At 40.3% G+C, this 22753-nt stretch carries 21 protein-coding genes and 1 tRNA gene; 11 read left to right on the forward strand and 11 right to left on the reverse strand.

Annotated features, from left to right (window positions below):
• The first annotated feature begins 115 nt into the window (after nt 1–115).
• Nucleotides 116–880, forward strand: coding sequence for an outer membrane protein assembly factor BamD (locus MTF64_RS07875; protein WP_024031852.1), 765 nt, complete (start codon nt 116–118; stop codon nt 878–880).
• Nucleotides 881–1158: 278 nt separating this feature from the next.
• Here the strand turns inward: MTF64_RS07875 and MTF64_RS07880 are convergent, their stop codons facing one another.
• On the reverse strand, nt 1159–3381 hold the full coding sequence (locus MTF64_RS07880; protein ID WP_029773462.1) for a TonB-dependent receptor: 2223 nt from the start codon (nt 3379–3381) through the stop codon (nt 1159–1161).
• 413 nt (nt 3382–3794) lie between these two features.
• Here MTF64_RS07880 and MTF64_RS07885 point away from each other — a divergent pair, with 413 nt between their 5' ends.
• The 3 genes from MTF64_RS07885 to MTF64_RS07895 all read left to right on the forward strand — a co-directional run bounded on the left by MTF64_RS07885 (nt 3795) and on the right by MTF64_RS07895 (nt 6229).
• On the forward strand, nt 3795–4385 hold the full coding sequence (locus MTF64_RS07885) for a LuxR C-terminal-related transcriptional regulator (RefSeq protein ID WP_096739941.1): 591 nt from the start codon (nt 3795–3797) through the stop codon (nt 4383–4385).
• Between the two features lie 293 nt (nt 4386–4678).
• Complete coding sequence (locus MTF64_RS07890) at nt 4679–5809, forward strand: porin (RefSeq protein ID WP_096739942.1); 1131 nt, start codon at nt 4679–4681, stop codon at nt 5807–5809.
• A 12-nt stretch (nt 5810–5821) separates the two neighbouring features.
• Entirely contained in the window at nt 5822–6229 is a 408-nt protein-coding gene (locus MTF64_RS07895) for a phosphate ABC transporter substrate-binding protein (RefSeq protein WP_248451065.1), read from the forward strand.
• A 46-nt stretch (nt 6230–6275) separates the two neighbouring features.
• Here MTF64_RS07895 and MTF64_RS07900 read toward each other — a convergent pair whose 3' ends face one another.
• From MTF64_RS07900 to rlmE, 9 genes are all read right to left on the reverse strand, one after another.
• Nucleotides 6276–6719 (reverse strand): transposase, encoded by a 444-nt coding sequence (locus tag MTF64_RS07900; RefSeq protein ID WP_248451066.1) that lies wholly within the window; start codon nt 6717–6719, stop codon nt 6276–6278.
• Nucleotides 6720–7024: 305 nt separating this feature from the next.
• Entirely contained in the window at nt 7025–8650 is a 1626-nt protein-coding gene (locus tag MTF64_RS07905) for a methyl-accepting chemotaxis protein (protein WP_248443086.1), read from the reverse strand.
• Nucleotides 8651–8859: 209 nt separating this feature from the next.
• A tRNA-Leu gene (locus MTF64_RS07910) sits at nt 8860–8944 on the reverse strand.
• Nucleotides 8945–9026: 82 nt separating this feature from the next.
• Nucleotides 9027–9374, reverse strand: a complete 348-nt coding sequence (secG, locus tag MTF64_RS07915) for a preprotein translocase subunit SecG (protein ID WP_004587340.1) — start codon at nt 9372–9374, stop codon at nt 9027–9029.
• Nucleotide 9375: 1 nt separating this feature from the next.
• Nucleotides 9376–10125 carry a triose-phosphate isomerase gene (tpiA, locus tag MTF64_RS07920; RefSeq protein ID WP_248451067.1) on the reverse strand — a complete coding sequence of 250 codons (750 nt, stop codon included), beginning with the start codon at nt 10123–10125 and terminating at the stop codon, nt 9376–9378.
• 80 nt (nt 10126–10205) lie between these two features.
• Nucleotides 10206–11546, reverse strand: a complete 1341-nt coding sequence (gene glmM, locus MTF64_RS07925) for a phosphoglucosamine mutase (protein WP_004587342.1) — start codon at nt 11544–11546, stop codon at nt 10206–10208.
• A complete protein-coding gene (gene folP / locus MTF64_RS07930) occupies nt 11546–12391 on the reverse strand; it encodes a dihydropteroate synthase (RefSeq protein WP_039972216.1) in 846 nt (281 codons plus the stop codon). The genes glmM and folP overlap by 1 nt, the downstream gene beginning before the upstream one ends.
• A 70-nt stretch (nt 12392–12461) precedes the next feature.
• Nucleotides 12462–14405 (reverse strand): ATP-dependent zinc metalloprotease FtsH, encoded by a 1944-nt coding sequence (ftsH, locus tag MTF64_RS07935; RefSeq protein ID WP_004587344.1) that lies wholly within the window; start codon nt 14403–14405, stop codon nt 12462–12464.
• A gap of 66 nt (nt 14406–14471) precedes the next feature.
• Entirely contained in the window at nt 14472–15101 is a 630-nt protein-coding gene (gene rlmE, locus MTF64_RS07940) for a 23S rRNA (uridine(2552)-2'-O)-methyltransferase RlmE (protein ID WP_004587345.1), read from the reverse strand.
• Nucleotides 15102–15189: 88 nt separating this feature from the next.
• On the opposite strand from rlmE, the gene yhbY reads away from it, so the two are divergent.
• Nucleotides 15190–15486, forward strand: coding sequence for a ribosome assembly RNA-binding protein YhbY (gene yhbY, locus MTF64_RS07945; protein WP_004587346.1), 297 nt, complete (start codon nt 15190–15192; stop codon nt 15484–15486).
• A 136-nt stretch (nt 15487–15622) separates the two neighbouring features.
• On the opposite strand, the gene MTF64_RS07950 is transcribed toward yhbY, so the two are convergent.
• Nucleotides 15623–16768 (reverse strand): serine hydrolase domain-containing protein, encoded by a 1146-nt coding sequence (locus MTF64_RS07950; RefSeq protein WP_039972217.1) that lies wholly within the window; start codon nt 16766–16768, stop codon nt 15623–15625.
• Nucleotides 16769–16883: 115 nt separating this feature from the next.
• On the opposite strand from MTF64_RS07950, the gene MTF64_RS07955 reads away from it, so the two are divergent.
• The 6 genes from MTF64_RS07955 to MTF64_RS07980 all read left to right on the forward strand — a co-directional run bounded on the left by MTF64_RS07955 (nt 16884) and on the right by MTF64_RS07980 (nt 22751).
• On the forward strand, nt 16884–17687 hold the full coding sequence (locus tag MTF64_RS07955) for a hypothetical protein (protein WP_029773447.1): 804 nt from the start codon (nt 16884–16886) through the stop codon (nt 17685–17687).
• Nucleotides 17688–17774: 87 nt separating this feature from the next.
• Entirely contained in the window at nt 17775–18632 is an 858-nt protein-coding gene (locus MTF64_RS07960; RefSeq protein WP_004587349.1) for a MipA/OmpV family protein, read from the forward strand.
• Nucleotides 18622–19005 (forward strand): DUF3019 domain-containing protein, encoded by a 384-nt coding sequence (locus tag MTF64_RS07965; RefSeq protein WP_248451068.1) that lies wholly within the window; start codon nt 18622–18624, stop codon nt 19003–19005. The genes MTF64_RS07960 and MTF64_RS07965 overlap by 11 nt, the downstream gene beginning before the upstream one ends.
• A 194-nt stretch (nt 19006–19199) precedes the next feature.
• The gene (locus MTF64_RS07970; protein ID WP_054982162.1) at nt 19200–19907 is read left to right on the forward strand and encodes a response regulator transcription factor; all 708 of its coding nucleotides are present in this window, start codon (nt 19200–19202) and stop codon (nt 19905–19907) included.
• A 17-nt stretch (nt 19908–19924) separates the two neighbouring features.
• Nucleotides 19925–21217, forward strand: coding sequence for a HAMP domain-containing sensor histidine kinase (locus MTF64_RS07975; protein WP_055253011.1), 1293 nt, complete (start codon nt 19925–19927; stop codon nt 21215–21217).
• Between the two features lie 181 nt (nt 21218–21398).
• Nucleotides 21399–22751, forward strand: coding sequence for a sodium-dependent transporter (locus MTF64_RS07980; protein ID WP_248451069.1), 1353 nt, complete (start codon nt 21399–21401; stop codon nt 22749–22751).
• Nucleotides 22752–22753: the final 2 nt, after the last annotated feature.

A 22753-nucleotide genomic window follows, 5' to 3' on the forward strand; every position in this document is an offset into this window, starting at 1 on the left:
CAAGCTGTGCCTGACTGGGTTAGAATCGCTTTTAATAAAAGCATAATATAATACGCATAGTTTACTCGGTTTTACCGCCGTGGCCTAGCCGAAGACATCGAAGGTAACAAATAAAATGATAAATAAAATAGGGAAACGTGCATTCGCCATTGTTTTTTCAGCTTCTGTACTTACTTTAGGGGCCTGTTCTTCTGCGCCTGACCAAGAAGATATCCAACGCGTTCCTAACAAATCTGCACACGCTTTGTATGAAGATGCAAAACAAACGCTCGACTCAGGTTTATACGCCCGTGCAATTGAGCTGTTAACCGCTATTGATTCACGCTACCCATTTGGCCCTTTCTCAAAGCAAGTACAAATGGATTTAGTGTATGCCCATTACCAATCAGGTAATACGGAACAAGCATTAGCGACCATTGATCGCTTTATTCGTTTAAACCCAAACCACAAAGATTTAGATTACATGTACTACATGCGTGGCTTGGTTAACATTAAAGCAGATAAAAATGCCTTCCAAGAGTATTTTGGCATAGACAGAGCTGACCGCGATGCAAACCGTACACGTGTTGCATTTACCGATTTATCAACGCTTGTAAAACGCTTTCCAAAAAGTGATTACGCACCAGAGGCTAAACGCCGCTTAGTGTGGCTTTTAAACCGCATGGCGCGTTACGAGCTAAAAGTGGCTAATTACTACTACGAACGTGAAGCTTACCTAGCGGCCGCTAATCGTGGTAAGTACGTTGTTGAGCATTACTCGCAAAGCAGCTATTTAGAGCCTGCACTTGAGATGATGGAAAAAAGCTACGAAAAGCTTGGCCTGACAGATTTAAGTGAGCACGCAAGACTAACGCGTGAATACAATGAATCTAACAAATAAGAATGGCAGAGGTTTTTATTTAAACTTATGTTGATTGTTTAAAAGCCCTCTCTGTGGGCTTTTTTATTGCCTAAAAATAGGTTTTTTTGGTGGCAGTGGCACTTTTTAATACTTAGCGATTAGCCATCGCACCACACTAAATATATCAATAGCAATTGCACTGCATGCTTGTATAGCGCTTGTTCTAAAGGGATTCACTGTTGATCTAAGTTTTTCTTTTTACAGGCGAAAAAAAAGGTAAGCCTAAGCTTACCTTTTAATTAACTCATTGCGGGTTATTAAAGCTCAAAGTCTTTTTTGAATTTTAAACCAAACTCGCTACGGTCATTACTACGCATTACACCAACAAAACCTGACTGCTGTAAACGACCTACATCGTAAACCTCGTTTAATACGTTTTCACCGTATAAGGTTACTTCCATATCGCCATAAGGGTTAGTGTAAGAAATATTAAAACCAACTAACTCACGCGAATCAATAGTCTCGCTTTCATTGTAAACCGACTGGCCTTGCATTTCGCTTCTGAAAGAGTAGTTAGCGTTAAATGCAACGGTTGCACCGCTATCTAAATCCATAAAGTAAGAAGGGGCAATCATTACAGTCCAACGTGGTGTTAATGCTGGTGAATCACCTTTACCAATACCTTGTACGCCTGCATCTACTTCTGTAATTTCAGAATCTAAGTAACCTACAGAGCTGCGAATTGTGAAATCGTCTGTAATGGCAACGGTAGTTTCAAGCTCAATACCTTGCGCTTTAGATTCACCAGCATTCTCAACAATCGTTACAAAACCACCGCCTGCAGTAGGGTCAGAAAATGGTAAAGCAAGGTCAGTGTAATCTGTTACAAATACAGCTAACATCATAGATACATTTTCATGTACTTGGCCCTTTAAGCCCATTTCGTAGTTAATTGCTTTAGTTTCATCAAACGATACAAACTGATCGGGGCCACCAAATGGACGTGGAGGGAAACCGCCTGTTTGGTAACCTTTTTGAATTTGACCATATACATTCATGTTATTGCTGATTTGATATGATGCGTTTACATCCCATGTTACAGCGTCAAACTCTGCACTTACGTATTTACGTTCAGCAAATGTTGGGAAAATCGCATCGGCATCTTTCTCATCTTTTGAGTATCGAAGGCCACCGCCAATACTTAAATCATCTGTTAAATCGTAACTTGTATTAAAATATACAGCGTATGAGTTTGTTTCTTGGTTAATTTCAAAATCGCCATAGCCACCAAATGAAGGTGTAACACCATCGTTTAATAAGCCATTAGGAGTATTGAATGGGCTAAATACAAATGGACCTGAACGTGTAAAGCCATCTTCATTAAAGAAGTAAAGACCTGATACAAAGTCCATATTGTCGTAAGTCGCATTTAGTTGAATTTCAAACGAGTATTGGTCTGCACCACCCTCTTCTGGGAACTCAGATAAATTAAGTGGTGAGGCATCATCATCAAGTCCACCTTCGTATTCAGAAGTACGGTAACTTGAAATAAATTTAGCCGTGTACGTATCATCAATTGCCCAATCAGCAGTAAATGACGTACCCCACCCTGAGTAAGACGTAGATTCAATACCAGCAACAGTAGTGCCTAAATCATCGGGGTCAGATGGGATCATATCCTGTGTTAATAAAGGAAAGTCACCATTAAACACATCATTTGCATCAAGCGGCTCAGTTAACTCAATAGTGTAAGGCGATTGACCCGACTCGTTATCAACACCGTCAAGTGAAAAAGTAAACGCTAAATCGCTATTGGCCTGCCATTTAAGGGCTACGCGACCGCTAAACTCTTCTTCTTCACCAATTTCTTTTTCTGGGTTAGCTAAATTGACAGCTTCACCCACACCATCGCGCGTTTTGTATGATGCACTTGCAGACATACTTACTTCATCTGTTAGCGAGTTATTAAAGTATACATCGCCAGCAATACGTCCGCGGCTACCAATTTTAGCTGTAGTTGAAACAATCCCTTCATCACCTGGTTGCTTAGTAATTACATTTACTGCGCCACCTAAGGTATTACGACCATATAATGTACCTTGTGGTCCACGTAGAACTTCAACACGCTCTACATTTGGTAACGATAAGTTTGACCCCATTTGACGGCCTAAGTAAACACCATCTAAATAAACACCTACACCCGGATCGGTTGTAATTATGTGATCTTGTAGACCAATACCACGAATAAACACAGAGGCATGCGCCGCATTACCTACACCGTAGCGAGTGATATTTAAGTTTGGAACGTATTTACCAATATCTTCTAGGTTACTCATATTGGCTTTATCAATTAGGTTAGCACCAATTGATGTGATAGCGGTTGGAGATTCAAACAAGCTCTCTGTACGTTTACGAGCTGTAACTTCGATTTTTTCAAACGCGTCTTGTTTTGCTGTTGTTTTAGCTTCTTCAGCATTTACTGAGGTAGTTAGTGCAGCGACAATTGCGAGGCTTAACTGTGAGAGTTTGCGTAGTTTCAAAATATTCTCCAAAGGATACCGTATAATTTAGTTATGCGAACTTATTGGCTTGGGCAATAAGTTTTGGGCATAAAAAAAGACGCCTAATAGCATCTTTCCTCTGGAAGGGTATTATATTACATATTTGTGAAGAAATGTATAAAAATTTTCATTTAATAAACATACAGGTACAAATTAATTATAATTTTTGATTATTGTTGGATAATATTACTTACATTATAAATAATAACGGCAGGCCATAAGGCCTCACTTTTAAGCAACCTATTCAAATACATAGCAAAACAGTGTAATAGATATAGGTGAACTAATTTTCTTTATAGAAATAGATGCTTCAAATAACGGCTTTAAACTTCATTGAAATCGGCAATAAATAACAATATAGTATAATTATCAACCTTATGGATTGAATCGTTATGGAATCAGACAATACTAGTAATAAAAGTCTTAAATGTTTTAATAACCCTGATTACACCTCGCTATTTTGCGTAGCTGCGAAATACAATATTTTACTGGTTAACTACCAAGCACTTAACATAATTACTACCCATGATTTAATTACGCAATTTATGGCGCAGAATAAGCAACAAGGGTTAGTTATTTTTGATGTCCCTAAAAATTGCAATGCACTTTCTTTGAAAGAGTGGCCTAATCTAAAAGGGTTATTTTACGAAAATACCGATGAAAAATATTTTCAAAAAGGCCTTGAGGCAATTGAAAAAGGGAAGCTCTGGTTTCCACGAGATATTTCTGATTGTTGGATGAAGCAAATGCTAGCCACTGAGAAGCAGTCAGCGGTACAATCTAGCAACTTAACTAGCAAAGAAATAAAAGTGTTAAACTTGTTATTCTCAGGGCTACACTCCAGCGCCATTGCTGACAACTTATTTATTAGCGAAGCAACAGTTCGTGTACATTTGCATAAAATTTATCAAAAAATTTCTGTTAAAAACAAGCAGCAGGCCTTGTTATGGTGTCAAGCCAATCTTAATAAAGTAAATAATTAAGCTTAAAGATGTAGCATAACGACAAATGCTTTTAGGCTTTTATATGCGCAATAAGCTTATATTAATAAAATAGTATTCCACTCTTTAATCATCATTTAGTACCAAAATAAAAAATATCTAATAAAATCATACTGCTTTAAATAATAGCTTCTATGATTTAACATTTGTAACCAAAAGAAAAACACGGTCGGTAAAGTTTTTTTAACTAACTTCCTAAAATTATTAGATAAAAACTAAAATCACTTCTATAATCCCCATGAAATCAACATCTAAATAACAAATAGGAAATACATATGAAAAAGCTATCTGTAGCAGTAGCAATATGTGCCGCGCTTGCATCTAGTTACACGAGTGCTGAAGTTCGTATAAATGGCTTTGCATCTATAGTGGGTGGCAAAAGTCTAGACAGTGATCAAACTTTATACGGATATGATGACGATATCTCATTTAAAAATGAGAGTAAGTTCGCCTTACAACTCTCTGCTGACCTTCAAGAAAAGCTAACAGCTACAGCGCAAATTATTGCGCGTGGAGAGGATGACTTTGACGCAACATTCGAATGGGCCTATGTTACCTATGAATACAGCGATGAACTGCAATTAAGCGCTGGTAAAATGCGTGTCCCTTTTTACAAGTACTCTGACTTTTTAGACGTTGGCTATGCTTATCGCTGGGTTCGCCCACCGAGATCTGTGTACGGTATTCCTTTTTCTACTTATGAAGGACTTAGCGTAGTTTATAACAGCCAATTAGGTGACTGGGATTCTACATTACAAGGCTTTTACGGCGCTTTCGACGGTGATATTGATGTATTTGGAGATAGCTTACCTGCTGAGTTAAATAACTTAGGTGGTGTTAACTGGAGTGTTTCTTACGACTGGTTTAGTGCGAGAGCCGCATACATTGTTGCTGATACTTCAATCTCTTCTGATGACAGCGACCTAATTCAACTTATCGATGTGCTAAACACGAGTGGGTTGACCGATACCGCCAATGATCTTGTAACTGATGAGGATGAGACCACGTTCTTCGGAATTGGTTTCTCAGTTGATTATGACAACTTCTTATTTGATGCTGAGTACACTCAATTTGAAGTGGAAGGCAGTATTTTAGCTGAACAGTCACAATACTATGTATCTGGAGGTTACCGATTCGATGATGTAACTGTTCATGTAACTTATGAGAATAATGATGATAAACACGATTCATCACGTTTTAATACGCTTGAGTCAATTCCATTATTAAACACTACTGTAAATTACGCATTAGAAAGTATGCGCGCGCAAAGCAATGTATACACCATTGGTGCACGATACGACTTCCACCCATCGGCTGCATTTAAAATTGATTTTAGTCGTTTTGATGATGACGTAACTGATATTGACACTGATGTAGTAGCTGTCGGCGTTGACTTAGTATTCTAATTGGAGCGAAATATGAAAAAATTAACCCTAGCCAGTGTACTGTCGGTATGTGCGTTTAGCGCCTATGCTGAAGTTGCGGTAATAGTAAACCCTGGCAATGCAAGTGCACTTGATGGCGATACTATTAAAAAGATTTACCTAGGAAAAGCAAAGTCATTTGCTAACGGTAATAAAGTGAACCCAGCCACTCAAAATGGTACCGCTATTGCTGATGAATTCAATTCTAAAGTAGTTGGTAAATCAAGTAGCCAATTAAATGCCTATTGGTCAAAACTTGTTTTTACCGGTAAAGGTACACCACCAGAGAAATTTGATTCTGACCAGGCTGTTATTGATTTTGTTGCTAGTAATGGCGACTCAATTGGTTACATAGACAGCAGTAAGGCAACAGATAAAGTTAAGGTAGTTGCTACGTTTTAAGCGCGGTAGCTAGATATAAAAAAACCACCGATTAGGTTAATGCCAGTCAGTTAAGCTGACTGGCATTTTTCTTTTTGGTGGGGTATTTACTTGGTTTGGGTTTGACCCTTCGAGGGTAAAATCTATCTTCCCGCCTCGTCGGAAGTGCGTAATAAGTTAGCTGAGTGATGAGATTTTCATACAGCACGGGGAGCTTTCCTGGGCTTGTAAGTCCTGTTGTAAGTAAGAATGCTACAACCGCGCTTGAGCACCCGCTGAAGCTTAGCTGATTTGGCCAGATACCTTTACGTGTAGCCGCTTCGGTCATAGCCACTCTTATCAAGTTGTAAGCAAGCAGTAATCCCCACAATTCTTGCTCAACCATGTCTGGGCGTTTGCTTCTAAGCATGTATTCACTGTTCAGTAGCGTTTGTTTCATTTCACGATACCCTAGCTCAATTTCCCAGCGGTGACTGTATAAGTCTACAATTTCGTCACTGGGGTAACGCATTATTAATATTCATAAAAAAATCCGATGGCAAATGCTCATCGGATTCTTACATCTATAAAAGATCGGTCAACCGATCATTAAAATATTTCTTAACTGATCGGCATTACCGATTAGGTGGCTTTTTTATATCTAAATATTACGGCTTTATACTAATACCCTTAAATAAATAAGCAATTGAGAGGCGGACAAGTGTGTAGATAGCTAGGCAAAAAAAACGTTATTTAGTTGCTCTAAATAACGATTTTTTTATGCAGCTACCGCCTAGCTTAGCCTCTAAAATGATTAAGTATTATTGCAGATTAATATTACTCAATTTTAAATTTCGCAGTGGCATCTAAAAGGTTATCTGAAAGGTAGTGTAGATTTTTCGCTACATCCCTTACCGCCGCGAGTGAGTCCATGGTGTCTTCAAACGATTCATGCATATTCGTCACATTTTCTACAACCATCGCAGCAACCGATGTTTGCTCTTCTGTTGCAGCGGCGATTTGTGAGTTCATACCATTTATTTCTAACATTTGCTCTGCAATTTTTTCTATCGAAACGCCTGTTTTCTCTGCGGCTGTTGCGTTATCTGTGGCCATATCTCGCGCTGATGTCATCGCCGTTACAGACTCATTTGCAGCCTCAGTCAAGGTGCTTAGTAACTCACGAATTTCATTCGTTGAATGTGCTGTACGTGATGCAAGCTCTCTTACTTCATCCGCAACCACGGCAAAGCCTCTACCGTGCTCACCTGCACGAGCCGCTTCTATAGCAGCATTTAGTGCTAATAAATTAGTTTGCTCAGCAATAGATGTGATCACATTAAGAATTTGAGACACATTTTTTGTATCATCAGCTAACTTATTGATAGTTGAGGCGGCTTGATTTATTTCATCACTTAACGTACGTGAGGCTGTGACTGACATTTGAACTTGAGTTCTGCTTTGTTCTACCTCTTTTTCTGCTGTTTGCGCTGCATTTGATGCACTTGCCGCCGATTGAGAAATATCACCCACGCTTTGCTTCATCTCTTCCATAGACTGTTTAACCACCTCAGCCTCTGTTGTTTGCTTTGTGGTAGCACGTTCAGCCTGCTCCATACCTTGCACTAAGCGAGTTGAGTTCTCCATTAGTGGCTCACATACCGCGATTACTTCAAGTACTGTTTTTTTCAGCAAAGCGATGAAGGAGTTGAAGTTAATTGATACTTGACCAATTTCATCCTCTGAATTTACGCTCAGATTAGTGCTCAGCGACCCTTTACCGTTTGCGAGTAGACTCAGGTTATTAGCGGCATCACTTGCAGAGGCTGCAATACGTTTGGCAATCCAAATAGCCATAAATAGCAGTAAAATTAACGAAACAATAGATACCACCAACATAAGTGTTAGTGCGTGATCAGAACGCTCTTTAGTACTTGCAACTAATTCAAAAAAGCGATCGTCTGCTTTTGCTTGAGCGGTTTTAAACCTTTCAAGCACATCATTATACAGTGCTGTTTTTCTTTGTGCTTGTTGCTGAATTTTACTAAAGTCAGCCGTTCCATTTACCATGCCATTGGCAATACTGGCTGATATTTTTTCGTAATTTGCTAACTGAACTTTCGTGTCACTATGAATATACGAAGCGTTTATTTGCTCAACCGCATTTATGTTGTTACTTAGTGCATTGTATGTATCAGCTGCTTTCTCTACTAACTCCTGCTCTCCAAATGTAACTGCTTGCGTATAAAGCTCATCGAGCTTTTCTAAAAGACTTACATTTGCTGAAGTTAACTTAACAACCTGATATGAAGACTTTTCCATTTCATCAAGTGCGATTCTATTGTCATTCATTGCAAAGTAATTAATCAAAACGATTGCTAAAAATGCTACAACCGCAATGCTGGTAATCGCATGTATTTTTTTACTTATGCTGAGGTTTTGAAAAGAGAAGCCTGAAGCCATTGTGTATACCTTATTTTGTTGTCTATATCTATTATCGGCTTATTACCTATAAGTGTTAACTAAATTTGTAATATTTCTAGTTTTTTTTACAAATACAGCGAGTTTTAAACAACTAATAAACGCAAAAAGGATCAGGCGATTAATAAGTGAGCAAATTGAAAATTTCCCATAAAAAAACCAGTAGCATTGCTGCTACTGGTTTTATAATTTGGTGCGGATGGGGGGACTTGAACCCCCACGCCCGAAAGCACTACCCCCTCAAGGTAGCGTGTCTACCAATTCCACCACATCCGCAATTTTTAAGCTTTCGCTTAGTTGTTAAACTTATTGACTTACTTGAGGAGTATAAGTCGTTTAACGTTAGCTTTACGCTAAATTAGTTTGGTACGTCAGAGCTCTGCTGTTGAGTAACAGGTACGTCTTCTTCTGCTGGCGCTACAGTTTCTACTGCAGGTGCTGCTTCAAGGTTTTCCCACTCATCGGTCTTTTTAATTTGACCGGCAGTTAAGTTACCTAACACAATACTTAAAACAAAAAACACTGTTGCTAAGCTTGTTGTTGTTTTGGTCATGAAGTTACCTGCACCTGATGAGCCAAAAACTGTGCCCGAAGCACCGGCGCCAAATGAAGAACCCATGTCTGCGCCTTTACCTTGCTGGATTAAAACCATACCAACTAAAGCTAAAGCAACAACTAAATAAACTACTAATAAAATTTCGTACATCTTATACGGTCCCTTTTGCACTGTTACAGATTGCAGTGAACGAATCTGCTTTTAGACTAGCACCGCCAATAAGGCCGCCGTCTATATCTGATTGTGCAAATAATAATTCGCTATTTTTTTCGTTAACGCTACCACCATATAAGATGGTAAGCCCTTGTGCTAAATCGCTATCTAATGAAGCAATTTTGTCACGGATAAATTTATGAACAGCTTGTGCCTGTTCTGGCGATGCAGTCTTACCTGTGCCTATGGCCCAAACGGGCTCGTATGCTATCACAGAATCTTTCAGTGCTGCTACACCTAATTTCTCAATTACTGCATCAATTTGTGCAGCAACCACGTGTTCGGTTTGACCGTTTTCTTGTTCGCTCTCGCTTTCGCCGATACACAAGATAGGTGTTAGTCCTACTTGCTGTGCACGGGCAAATTTTGCGGCTACGGTTGCATTGCTTTCTTTGTAAATACTGCGTCGCTCTGAATGACCTACGAGTACATACTTAGCACCTAAATCTTTAATAAGCTGAGCATCCACTTCACCGGTAAAGGCGCCTGGGGTATTTTCACTTAGCGTTTGGGTACCCGTGGTAACACCACTGTCAACCAGTGCTGATACTAATGGAAATGGAGGAAATAAAACAATGTCTATCTCATTTGATTTAACACTGTTAATGGCATCAGACAGTTGAGTAACAAGCTCTAAAGAGCCATTCATTTTCCAGTTGCCTGCGACCATTGCCTTACGTATTGCCATTTTCCACTCCAGATTAGAAAGCGGGCGAGATATTAACTTTTCTCGCCCTAAGTTACAAGAGGTTATTGTTCTCAATCAGTTTATTTGCTCATAGATTCGACAACTGCTGCAATTTTTTGCGCGCTGTCTATGACTATTTTTTCTTGTTCGGCTTCAACCATAACACGTACTACCGGTTCAGTGCCTGATTTACGAAGTAAAACACGGCCTTTTTCGCCTAAAGCTTGCTCTACTTGCGCAACCGCATCTTGTACTTCTGGTGCTTGTGTAGGGTCTGTGCCAGGTGTGTAACGTACATTAATCATTTTCATTGGGTACTTTGTAAAACCAGCTCCTAAATCTTGTAATGTGCGATTTTGAGCCACCATTGCAGCCAATACCTGAAGGCTTGAAATGATACCATCACCCGTGGTGATTAAATCGAGGTTTAATACATGGCCTGAGCTTTCACCGCCAATTCTCCACCCTTTTTGCTGCAGCATTTCCATTACATAACGGTCGCCAACTTTACTGCGCGCAAATTCAATTCCTTTTGCTTTTAATGCATTTTCAAGCCCCATGTTCGACATAACCGTGCCAACAACACCACCACCTAGCATATGATCTTCAGCCGCTTGACAGGCAATAATGTAAACTAAGTCATCACCGTCAAATACGCGACCGTTATGATCAACCATCATTACGCGATCACCATCACCATCGTAAGCAATACCCACATCAGCTTTGTGCTCTAGCACTTTGCGCTTTAACGTATCAACGTGTGTAGCACCACATTCATGGTTTATATTCACCCCATTAGGCTCACATGCATGAGTAATCACTTCAGCGCCTAGCTCACGCATTACCGACGGAGCAATATGGTAGGTTGCGCCATTGGCACAATCTAGTACAACTTTTAAACCTTCAAGTGATAAGCCTTGTGGAAATTGGCTTTTACAAAATTCAATATAGCGCCCATCAGCACTTACTAAGCGCGAGGCTTTACCAAGTTTATCTGAGGCAACACAGGTCATTGGTTCATCAAGCATCGCTTCAATTTGTAGCTCAACGTCGTCATCCAATTTTAAGCCTTGGCCATTAAAAAACTTAATCCCGTTATCGTAATATGGGTTATGCGATGCACTAATTACAATACCTGCTTCGGCTCTGAACGTTTGCGCTAAATATGCAACAGCGGGCGTTGGCATTGGCCCAAGCAGTACGACATCTATTCCTGCGGCAATTAAACCAGCTTCAAGCGCGGTTTCTAGCATGTAACCTGAAATACGGGTATCTTTACCTATAATTACTTTTTTTGTTCCACTTAGAGACAAAACTCGACCTGCGGCCCAGCCTAATTTCATTGCAAACTCAGGGTTAATTGGAGCTGTGCCCACTAAACCACGTACCCCATCGGTACCAAAATATTTTCTTTCGCTCATTACAAAGCTCCTTTTTCGCAAGCTTGGAGTACACCAAGCACGTCTGCTGTTTCTTTTACATCGTGTACACGAATAATTTTTGCGCCATTTTGCGCGGCAATTAGCGCACCGGCTAAGCTGCCAGCTAATCGCTCATCTGTTTTTCTGTTTAGCAAATTACCTATCATCGACTTGCGTGAAAGACCTGCTAAAAGCGGTAGTTCAAATTTATTAAATGCATTAAATTTAGCAAGTATTTCAAAATTATGCTCTAGGGTTTTGCCAAAGCCAAAACCTGGGTCGAGGATAAGTTGCTCCACCTTAATACCCGCTGTTTCGCATGCGCTTATGCGCTGCTCAAAAAAGAGGTTAATTTGCGCTAGCAAGTCAGTATAAGTGGGTTCACTTTGCATTGTCCGTGGCTGCCCTTGCATATGCATTAAACAAATTGCTACATCGGGATACTTAGCGAGTGTGCTAAGTGCGTGGGGCTCTTGTAATGCACGTACGTCGTTAACTATATCAGCACCTGCTAAAATCGCCTGCTCCATGACCTGTGCTTTACTGGTATCTACCGATATAACGCAGTCACTTTTAGCTCTAATGGCTTTTATTGCAGGTATCACACGATTAAGTTCATCGTCTAAATTAACATCTGGCGCGCCTGGACGTGTAGACTCCCCGCCAATATCAATGATAGTTGCACCCTCGTCTAACAACTGCATTGCCTGTTGCACCGCGTGCGCTGTATCTAAAAACTTTCCACCATCAGAAAATGAATCTGGGGTCACATTTAAAATACCCATCACACATGGTTTTTCTAAATTAAGTTTACGCCCACGGGGAAGGTTTATTATGTTAGTCATCGCCAACCTTTTAGTTATTTGATACAAAAAAGCCCCGAAGTACGGGGCTTTTAAAGTATTATTTTAACGATTATTCAGCTTTATCATCAAGGTTTGTTTCATCTTTTTTCGATGAATCATCCGGTTTTTGGCTTTCATCAACCGGCTTTTCTTGAGGTGCGACTGTTTTAGTTGGCTTATCGTCTAAACGGTCGTGTGCATCACGTGGCTCACGCACAGGCTGACGCGCCATTAAATCATCAATTTGTTTAGCATCAATTGTTTCATATTTCATTAATGCATCTTTCATCGCATGAAGAATATCAATATTTTCTTTTAATATATCTTCTGCTCTTTGATAATTACGGTCTGAGAATAAGCGTACTTCGGCATCAATTACTTTAGCTGTTTCATCAGACATGCTCATTGCGCGACCACCGCCGCCACCCATGTACATCTCGTTTTGATCTTCAGCGTAAAGTAACGGACCTAGTTTTTCACTCAAGCCCCACTGCGTTACCATTTTACGTGCAATATCTGTTGCACGCTCAATGTCGTTACTCGCACCCGTTGTTACTTTGTCTTCGCCATAAATAAGTGCTTCAGCAATTCGGCCACCGTAAAGGCTTGAAATCATTGACTCTAAAAGCTCTTTAGAATGGCTAACACGGTCCTGTTCAGGTAAGTACATAGTTACACCAAGGGCACGGCCACGTGGAATAATCGACACTTTATAAACTGGGTCGTGCTCTGGCACCATACGGCCAACAATAGCATGGCCCGCTTCATGGTAAGCCGTCATTTCTTTCTCTTGCTCACTCATCACCATGGTCTTGCGCTCTGCACCCATCATGATTTTATCTTTAGCAGCATCAAATTCGGCCATACTTACAACACGTTTATTACCACGTGCGGCATAAAGTGCGGCTTCGTTTACAAGATTTGCTAAATCAGCACCAGAGAAACCAGGCGTACCACGTGCAATAACTGCCGCTTCTACGTTATCGCCTAATGGCACTTTACGCATATGTACTTTAAGAATTTGCTCACGGCCACGAATATCAGGCAAACCAACCACTACTTGACGGTCAAAACGACCAGGACGAAGTAATGCAGGGTCTAGTACGTCAGGGCGGTTAGTTGCCGCTATAACGATAATACCTTCGTTACCTTCAAAACCATCCATTTCTACTAGCATTTGGTTTAGCGTTTGTTCACGTTCGTCGTGTCCACCGCCCATGCCAGCGCCACGCTTACGACCTACAGCATCAATCTCATCTATAAAGATAATACAGGGTGCAGCCTTTTTAGCTTGCTCAAACATGTCACGTACACGCGATGCGCCCACACCAACAAACATTTCAACAAAGTCAGAACCTGAAATGGTGAAAAACGGTACTTTTGCTTCACCGGCTACGGCTTTTGCAAGTAATGTTTTACCTGTACCAGGAGGACCCACCATTAGTACGCCCTTAGGAATACTACCACCAAGTTTTTGGAACTTAGAAGGGTCACGTAAAAAGTCTACTAACTCTGTTACGTCGTCTTTTGCTTCATCACAACCTGCTACATCAGCAAAAGTTGTTTTAACTTGGTCTTCGCTCATCAGGCGCGCTTTGCTTTTACCAAACGACATTGCGCCTTTACCGCCACCGCCTTGCATTTGACGCATGAAGAATATCCATACCCCTATAAGCAGCAACATTGGGAACCAAGAGATAAAAATACTTGCTAAAAACGATTGTTCTTCAGGCTGAACGCCTTTCACATTTACATCATTTTTAAGTAAATCATTAATTAAGTCTTCATCGTACATTGGCATTGTGGTTTGAAAACGCTCACCACTGCTTTTAGTACCTGTAATATTACCCGTTCCACGGTCAATAATAACTTCTTGTAAAGAGCCGCTACGCACGTCTTTTACAAATTGAGTGTAACTTGTTTGACGATCAACTTGATCGCCGCCATTAAAGCTCTGAAATACTGACATTAGCACAACTGCAATAACCAGCCAGAGTATTAGATTTTTCGCCATATCGCTCAAGGGGTTAACCTCTTGTATCCAATTAATTTAAATTCAACTAAACGCCAAGCAACTGTACTACAGTTTGTAGCCGGTCGCTACTATATATACTTCCCGAGAACGGGCACGTGAGGCATCAGGTTTGCGTATTTTCACTGCTTTAAAACTATTACGAACGTCTTGCAAGTATTGATCAAAGCCTTCACCTTGAAACACTTTAACAACAAATGCACCATTTTTCTTTAATACTTGATGACACATATCAAGTGCTAATTCTACCAAATACATGCTACCCGCTTGATCTACCGAGTTATTACCGCTCATATTTGGTGCCATGTCAGAGAGTACCACATCAACATTTTTACCATCAATGCGTTTTAACAATGCATCAAGTACGGCTTCTTCACGAAAATCGCCTTGTAAAAAGTCAACCCCCGCAAGTGAGTCCATAGGTAATATGTCACACGCAACAACCTGACCTTTATCAGATACTTTCTCGGCTAAGTATTGTGACCAGCTGCCAGGTGCAGCACCTAAATCAACAACGGTCATACCAGGGCGAAGCAGTTTATCTTTATTTTGGATCTCATCTAATTTGAAAACAGCTCGAGAACGCCAGCCTTTTTTTTGCGCTTGCTGAACATATTGATCATCAAAATGTTCTTTCAGCCATCGCTTTGAACTGGCTGAATGTTTTTTATTTGTCATAAATTAACACGCAACTAATTAGTAATATTCTTTAGATGGCGTTAGAATACCCTTAATTCAAGCCATATTCAGCAAAATTTGTATAAACATGACATTATCAAACAAACAAAAGCAGTTTTTAAAAGGTCAGGCGCATAGCCTTAAGCCTGTAGTTTTACTAGGTTCTAACGGTTTAACCGAGGGCGTAGTAGTCGAAATTCAAAGTGCATTAGAAATTCACGAATTGATTAAAGTAAAAGTACCTACTGACGATCGTGAAACAAAAGCACTTATTTTTGATGCAATCGTTCGTGAAACCGGCGCTACTAAGCTACAAACAATAGGTCACACTGTTGTATTGTATCGTCAAAGTGCAGAAAAAAAGATTCAATTACCACGAGCATAAGTTAATTGTGCAGTGAGTCTTTTTATAAAAAAACCAGCATTAAGCTGGTTTTTTTATTATATGCGCTTATTTATGCTTTTTACCTTTAAGCAATAAATTTAAAGCACGGCGCTTTTTAAGCAATTTTAGGCCTGTTTTATTTAGTGCGTTTGTATTTTAATAAACGGTCTAAAAATTCAGTAGTTAATTCGTTTATCACGCCTGTTTCCGCGTTAACAATCAAGCTAAAACCCACATTTAAATGCGGTATAACCACCAAATCACTGCGATAGCCTTGCACCCAGCCACTATGATAATAAAGCGTTTCATCGTTATAGTTATAAACACGCCAGCCTAATCCATAATAAGCTTGTTCTAATTCCTTTTTCCATACTCGTCTATAACGCTCTTTTTTTGTAAGTGTATAAGGACGTGTTTGTGTAGCAAGTGCATCTAAAGAAAGTACATCTAGGTTTTGCCCTAATTGCGCATTTAACCATTTTGCCATATCGGTGGCACTTGCATTTACGCCCGCAGCCGGACCAACTTTATAATAGTTTTTTTTCAGCTTGGCTGTGTACCAACGTTTTTTTCCTCTAACGTGCGGCAGCGCATAATTTTTATCCTGCACCATTGCATCGTAGCCTAAGCTGGTATCGCTCATTTTTAATGGTGTAAAAATCCCCTCTTGCAGCCACTGGTCATATTTTTTATTGGTACTGCTGTAAATTACATCATCAATTAAACTAAACATCACATTTTGATAGCCATAGCATTGGCCTGGTTCGCAAATGGGCTTTACTGTTAATAGCTTTTCGACAATATCGGGGTAATTCATTCTTGATTCGATTAAATTGTCATACGCATTAGGAACCAACCCGCTGGAGTGGCTTAATAAGTGAAACACTTTTAAATTGTCTTTATAAACAGTGCCTTTAAAAGCAGGTATATACTCACTTACCGGTTTAAATAAATCTATTAACCCTTCACTTGCAAGCTTTGCAGTTAACGACCCTGCAAATGTTTTTGACACAGAAGCCAACCTAAAGCGGGTGTGGCGGTTAACCTGTGTGCCACTTCTTGCCTTAGTGCGGCCCATGGTGTGGATATAATCAGCGTTACCAATACTCACTATCGAAAGCGCAGCGCCAGGAATACCTTTACTGTTGAGTTTTTTTTCTGCGTAGCGTCCATACTGTTTTACGAATCCATCCCAGCTTGAGTCTGCTTTAGCTATTGCCTGAAGCGGTAAAGATAGACAAATAGCGACCCAAACATACATAAAATTAGTGAGATACTTCATTCGTTACAAATTTATTCTTTTTTAACTACATCTATGTGCATAATATCATGAAGTTTTGATAGGACTAACGTACAATGTTGCGATTATTGGCTTTTTAAGTGGATGTTAAGTATTTATGCGTTTTATAGTTGTATCACTTTTTATATTATTATCAGCAGGTTGTGCAATTACCAAACAGCCGGCCGAGCCTTTGGCTTTACCGTTAAAGCCAACATTAAAGAGCGAAACTTACCAGCTTGAGTATAAAACAGAGCACGCATCGCCAAAAGTTAAGTCTGTACAGTTACCGGCGCACAAAGTAACACGCGGCCAAACAGTGCGTATTACAACCGATAAAGCAAGCGTAACAGACACGCTATTAAAGCAAATAACACAAGCCTTGAACGATAAAGGCTTAGAAGTGACTGATAGCAAAAACAGTGACTACACGTTAGCTATCCATCAGTTAGATTTAGCATTTACTGACGATACAAAATATGCGTTAACTCAACCTGAAAACCCGTACCCTTTATTTGCCAAAGTAGCGCAGCAATACCCTACTCAACAATGCGCCACCATACTAGCGCAAGTGAGCATGCGCATTACGCACCGCGCCTCTGGCGATGTGGTATGGTTTGCAAAATCATCAATAGACAGCGCAAGCTTCCACCGTGAGCCTTTATTGTTTAGCTTCGCCCAAGAGCAAAAAATTACTAATGAATTAGAAGTGGCAACATTTGTACATCAACAAAATACCGAGCAAGCCCGTATAGCGCGCGCAGGTAAGGAAGTAACTGTACCGCCCTTTAAAACCATTACTAAATTAAGCAGCTTAACTAAACTACAAGGCCCATGTACGCGTACAGAGGTGAGTGCCTTAACGCCTATGATGCAATATTACTTAAGCAGTATTTTAATTGATAAAATAAAAGTGCAATAACGTAAAAAACTACATTTTTTTACAGATTCAAGGATTCACTTACCAATATAATACGCTTAATAACAAATAATAATTAGGTCCCCAGGGATGAAAAACGCTTTCTTACAGCATACTTTTATTAATAGCGTATTGCTTTGCGCCAGTTTTTTGAGCTTTCAAAGCCAGGCAAGCAATCGATACTATGCTGATAACACGCTAGAGCCCACCCAAGGTTTTGCGTGGGATTGGAGCGCTGGGGCTGGTTATTATGTAGAAGATTCTTACCTAATTGGCCTTGATTCCTACGACGATGGCATTGAACTCGATTTAAGCCTGGCTATTTCCTACGAAAACTTTTATCTCGACTTTGATCATAACCAGTTAAGCGGCGGCTTAGTTGTGGGTTACAGCCTTATAGATAAATTTGATTGGGGCTTGGATATATTAGGCACCAATACTCAGGCTGGCTTTGATGACAAAGGTTTAGGTTTTTACAACCACGGTGTAATAGAAGAGCTTGCGGGTATAAAATCGCGTAATTACGATTTTGATGCTGGGCTAAGATTAACGCGCCGCTTTGAAAACTCGCAAATTTCGTTTGAGTTTTTACATGATATTACAGGTACACATAATGGCTGGGTGTTTAACACCTTTTTTAGCCATATTTTGCCATGGCGTAATTGGGAGTTTAGATCTGGGGTGGGTATTAGCGCTTATTCGGGCAGTTTTACTAACTATTACTTTGGTATAGATGCAGACGAAGCCACCGCTAACCGCCCTATTTACACCCCTAATGGCAGTACCAGTATTATGTTTGAGTTTCATGCTGAGTACCCTATTTCTCAAGATTGGGTGTTTTTGTCTGGCTGGTTAACAACGTGGTTTTCAAAAGAAATAGACGACAGCCCCATTATTTCTCAAGGGTATCAACATAAAGCCAAGGTAGGCCTACGTTATGTATTTTAGATGGATCTGTTTATTATTGATCTTCCCTGCTATTTCATCTGCTAAAACAACAGATAAAACAGCCCCATTAATTGCGCTGCCCGACACCTGTGTTGCACTACGTGAAGGCCGCAATTGCTACGCTGATGTAACGCTTAGCTGGCAGCAACCAACTATTGGTAATTACTGCCTAAGAGACGCAACATCAAAATATATAATGCAATGCTGGTTAAAGCAGCAAAAAGGCGTATTTGAATATACCTTCGACGCCCAGCAAAGTATTTCTTTTGAACTGTTTGATAGTAATACAGCCCAAGTTATTGCCACAACAGAGGTTAAACTGCAGTGGGTTTATCAAAATAGACAAAAAAAACGCCGCTGGCGCTTGTTCTAATTAGAGGTGTGACCTTCGTGATTGATTTTACAATAATGTGTTTGGTAATTAAGTAAGTCAGCGTTTATAAAGTGTGGTCGTTCACCTAAATAGGCACTAACGCAGCATAAATCCCAAACCTATGCATCCCTTAGAGTTATTTAAGGGCGAGTTTCAATCCACACACGGCAACCCTCTAACACTAAGGAAGCTTTATGGATAATTACGGCACTATTTTATTAGTTGAAGATGACACCTCTTTAGCCCAATGGGTTGCAGAGTACTTAACCGAGCAAGGCTATACCACCCATGTTTGCCATCGCGGCGATGAAGTAATAAGCCAGGTAAAAAACTTAAACCCTAACATAGTGCTGCTCGACATTATGTTGCCAGGCCAAGACGGTATAAGTGTGTGCAGAGAGCTACGTAGCTTTTACACCGCGCCCATTATTATGCTAACCGCCCGCGATGATGAAATGGATGAAGTAATTGGTTTAGAAGTAGGTGCGAGTGATTACATCATGAAACCAGTGCGCCCTCGCGCATTACTGGCCCGTATAAAAGCAGCACTGCGCCTAACCAGCGAACCGACTAAAGTAACCACTAACGAGAGTGTGATTACTGTAGGCGCACTCAGTATTGATACTCAATCACGCAGTGTAACGCTTAATAATCAAGATATGGCTATTTCTAGTGCTGAGTACCTCCTACTGCACTATTTAGCCAGTAATGCAGGCCAAGTAGTCTCGCGTGATGCTGTGTTTAAAGCAACCAAAGGCCGTGAATACGATGGGCTTGATAGAAGTGTTGATGTACTAATATCTGCGCTGCGCAAAAAGTTTCATGATGACCCGCAAAATCCAGAAAAAATTAAAACTATTTGGGGGCGTGGTTATTTACTTGTTGCCACTGCGTGGGAATAGTAACCGTGGCGGTTTAAATGAAAAAATTTTACATTTCACTACTCGGTAGTGCGCTGCTTTCTATTGTTGTATTGGGCTGGCTAATCGATGCATTTAGCCAACAAACTCAAACACCGCATGATGAATTTAGCCTTCAAAGCCAAATGATCAACGGCTTTAGTAAACATTTGAGTAGTGTAGCGACCTCAGAGCGCGCAGCTTATGTAAAGCAATTGGCAAACGACTTTAATGTAAAGCTTGATTACAAAAATAATGAATCCCTAGCCCTGCCGCCGTCATTAATACTACAAATGCATACCCAAAGCGGCCTTATTTTAGAAGACCAGCAAGGTTTTTATATGCTCTACAGTAGCGAAGTATTGTCGCCTTATCATCTTTCCATGCGCCTAGATAAAGGCTTTGAAACAGATCAGCGCAACGATATTATTTTAACTTTGTTGTTTTATGCTGGGCTCTGCATTTTTATGGGCTTTATTATTGCCCCACTTGCTAAACGCTTAACAGTATTAAACGATGCGGCTAAAAAATTTGCCGCAGGAGATGTGCAAGCGAGAATAAAGGTCTCTCACTTTACCTACATAAGAGATGTTGAGCTTACATTTAACCGAATGGCTAGCCAAATAGAAAAGCTCGTGGCGGAGAACAAATTAATGGCATCGAGCTTATCGCACGATATTAGAACCCCTATCGCATGTTTACGCTTTGGCTTAGATGCTGCGCTCGACAGCGCAGATATGCCTAAAGTTAAACAATACCTTGTGCGTATGGAAAACGATCTCGATCATATGGAATCAATGCTTAAAAGCTATTTAGCCTTTGCAACCCTTGAGCAAAATGCCAACCAGCTCACCTACTCGCAAACTAATTTATCGCACTATCTAGAAGATTTACTTACTCAGCTTTCGCCTAAAATTGAAACCAGCCAACTTAAAATACAACTAAACAGTAGTGACGATATGGTTTTTGCTGACTTACATTGGCTTGCCCGGGCTATTAGTAATTTAATTGGCAATGCCTGCGACTTTGCAAAAGACACTATTTATGTCAGTGCAAAGCGCGATGAGCATTATTTATATATTACAGTTGAAGATGATGGCCCAGGCATCGCACCAGAGAACTTTAATAACGTTTTTAGCCCATTTTTTAGAGAAGAAAGCCACCGTAACCGTGCTGATAAAAGTTATGGCTTAGGCTTAGCCATTGTTGCAAAAGTGGCAGATTGGCATCACGGCAGTGTAAGCGTTAGTAAAAGTGCGCGGCTTCAAGGGGCGTGTTTTACCCTTAAAATTGGCCAGCATCACGATTCGTAAAATATTATTTACACAAAATCAACTCCTTATTCTAAACCTGTTGATAACATTAATTAAATGCATCGCGTGATAGACACACCAGACGATAATTATTGTCACAATTGGGCAAATAAGTACTTTTTATTTATTTGCAATTCCAGTAGATTGTCAGCGCCGTCAAAAAATAGAGAAGTACAACAATATGAGCGCAGTTAGAGGTGAGTTTAGCTCTCGCTTTGGATTTATAATGGCCGCCGCAGGCTCTGCAGTAGGTTTAGGTAATATTTGGGGTTTTCCTACCCAAACAGCAAGCAATGGTGGTGCAGCTTTTTTAGTCGCTTATTTGGTACTTGCGTTCTTTTTAGCATACCCCGCACTTATGGCTGAGCTTATAATTGGCCGCCACGGACAAGCTAATGCGGTGTCTTCTTTAACAAAAATAACATCACACGCGTGGCATAAGCGCTTTGCTTTTATCGTGGGTTTTGGCGGAATTTTATGTGCGGGCTTTATTTTAAGTTTTTATGCCATTGTGGCAGGCTGGATGCTCAGCGCAACAATTGAACCTATCACTACATTAGCTGGTGCAAACCAAGCTTCAGCGTGGTTAAGTGAGCAGTCACTTACACGAAACATCATTTTTACAGTGGTATTTATTATACTCACCGTGGCTATTATTAGTCGTGGCGTAGAAAACGGCATAGAAAAATGGTCTAAGCGTCTGATGCCTGCGCTTTTAGGTATTTTATTTGCCTTAATTGCCTACGTTATGACCCAAGAAGGTGCCATGCAAGGGCTTAAAGCCTATTTAGTGCCTGATTTTTCATCTATATTTGATGCAAATTTACTCGTAAGTGCACTCGGGCAAGCGTTTTTCTCTTTGTCATTAGGCACCAGTGTGATGATTATTTATGGCTCTTACATAAGTAAAAAAGAAAACCTAGTCACGCTAGGCGCATATGTAACCTTAATAGATGTGTTTATCGCGTTTGTAGCGGGCCTTTTAATTATACCTGCCATGTATGTCGCACAAGCTCAAGGCGTAGAAATTTTTTCATCTACAGGCAAACTTCTCTCTGAAGACACACTGGTGTTTCAAGTGCTACCAGCATTGTTTGATGGTATGGGCTCTGTGGGTTTATTTATAGGCTTTGCATTTTTTGCCCTAATGAGTATAGCCGCACTTACCTCCTCTATTTCAATGTTAGAGGCGCCGGTATCGTATACTGTGGAGCGCTTTGCAATGAGCCGTCTGCAGGCAACATGGTTAATTGGCGCGCTAATAAGCGCAGTGAGCATTACCATAGTATGTAACTTAGGAAGCTTATTTGGTTTAGTGATCACCCTAACAACTAAAGTTGCTCAGCCTTTACTTGGCTTAATGTGTTGTATTTTTGTTGGCTGGATTTGGTACCGTGGCTCACTACTAAAAGCAATACAGCAAGGTAACCCTGAGGTTCATAACACACTATTTTGGAAAGTATGGCCTGTATACACTAAGTTTGTGTGCCCTATAGCTATTGGTGCTGTGTTTTTACATTCGGTGTTAAGTTAAAA

This window comes from Pseudoalteromonas sp. 2CM41L, from assembly GCF_023161905.1.
Lineage (GTDB): Bacteria > Pseudomonadota > Gammaproteobacteria > Enterobacterales > Alteromonadaceae > Pseudoalteromonas > Pseudoalteromonas atlantica.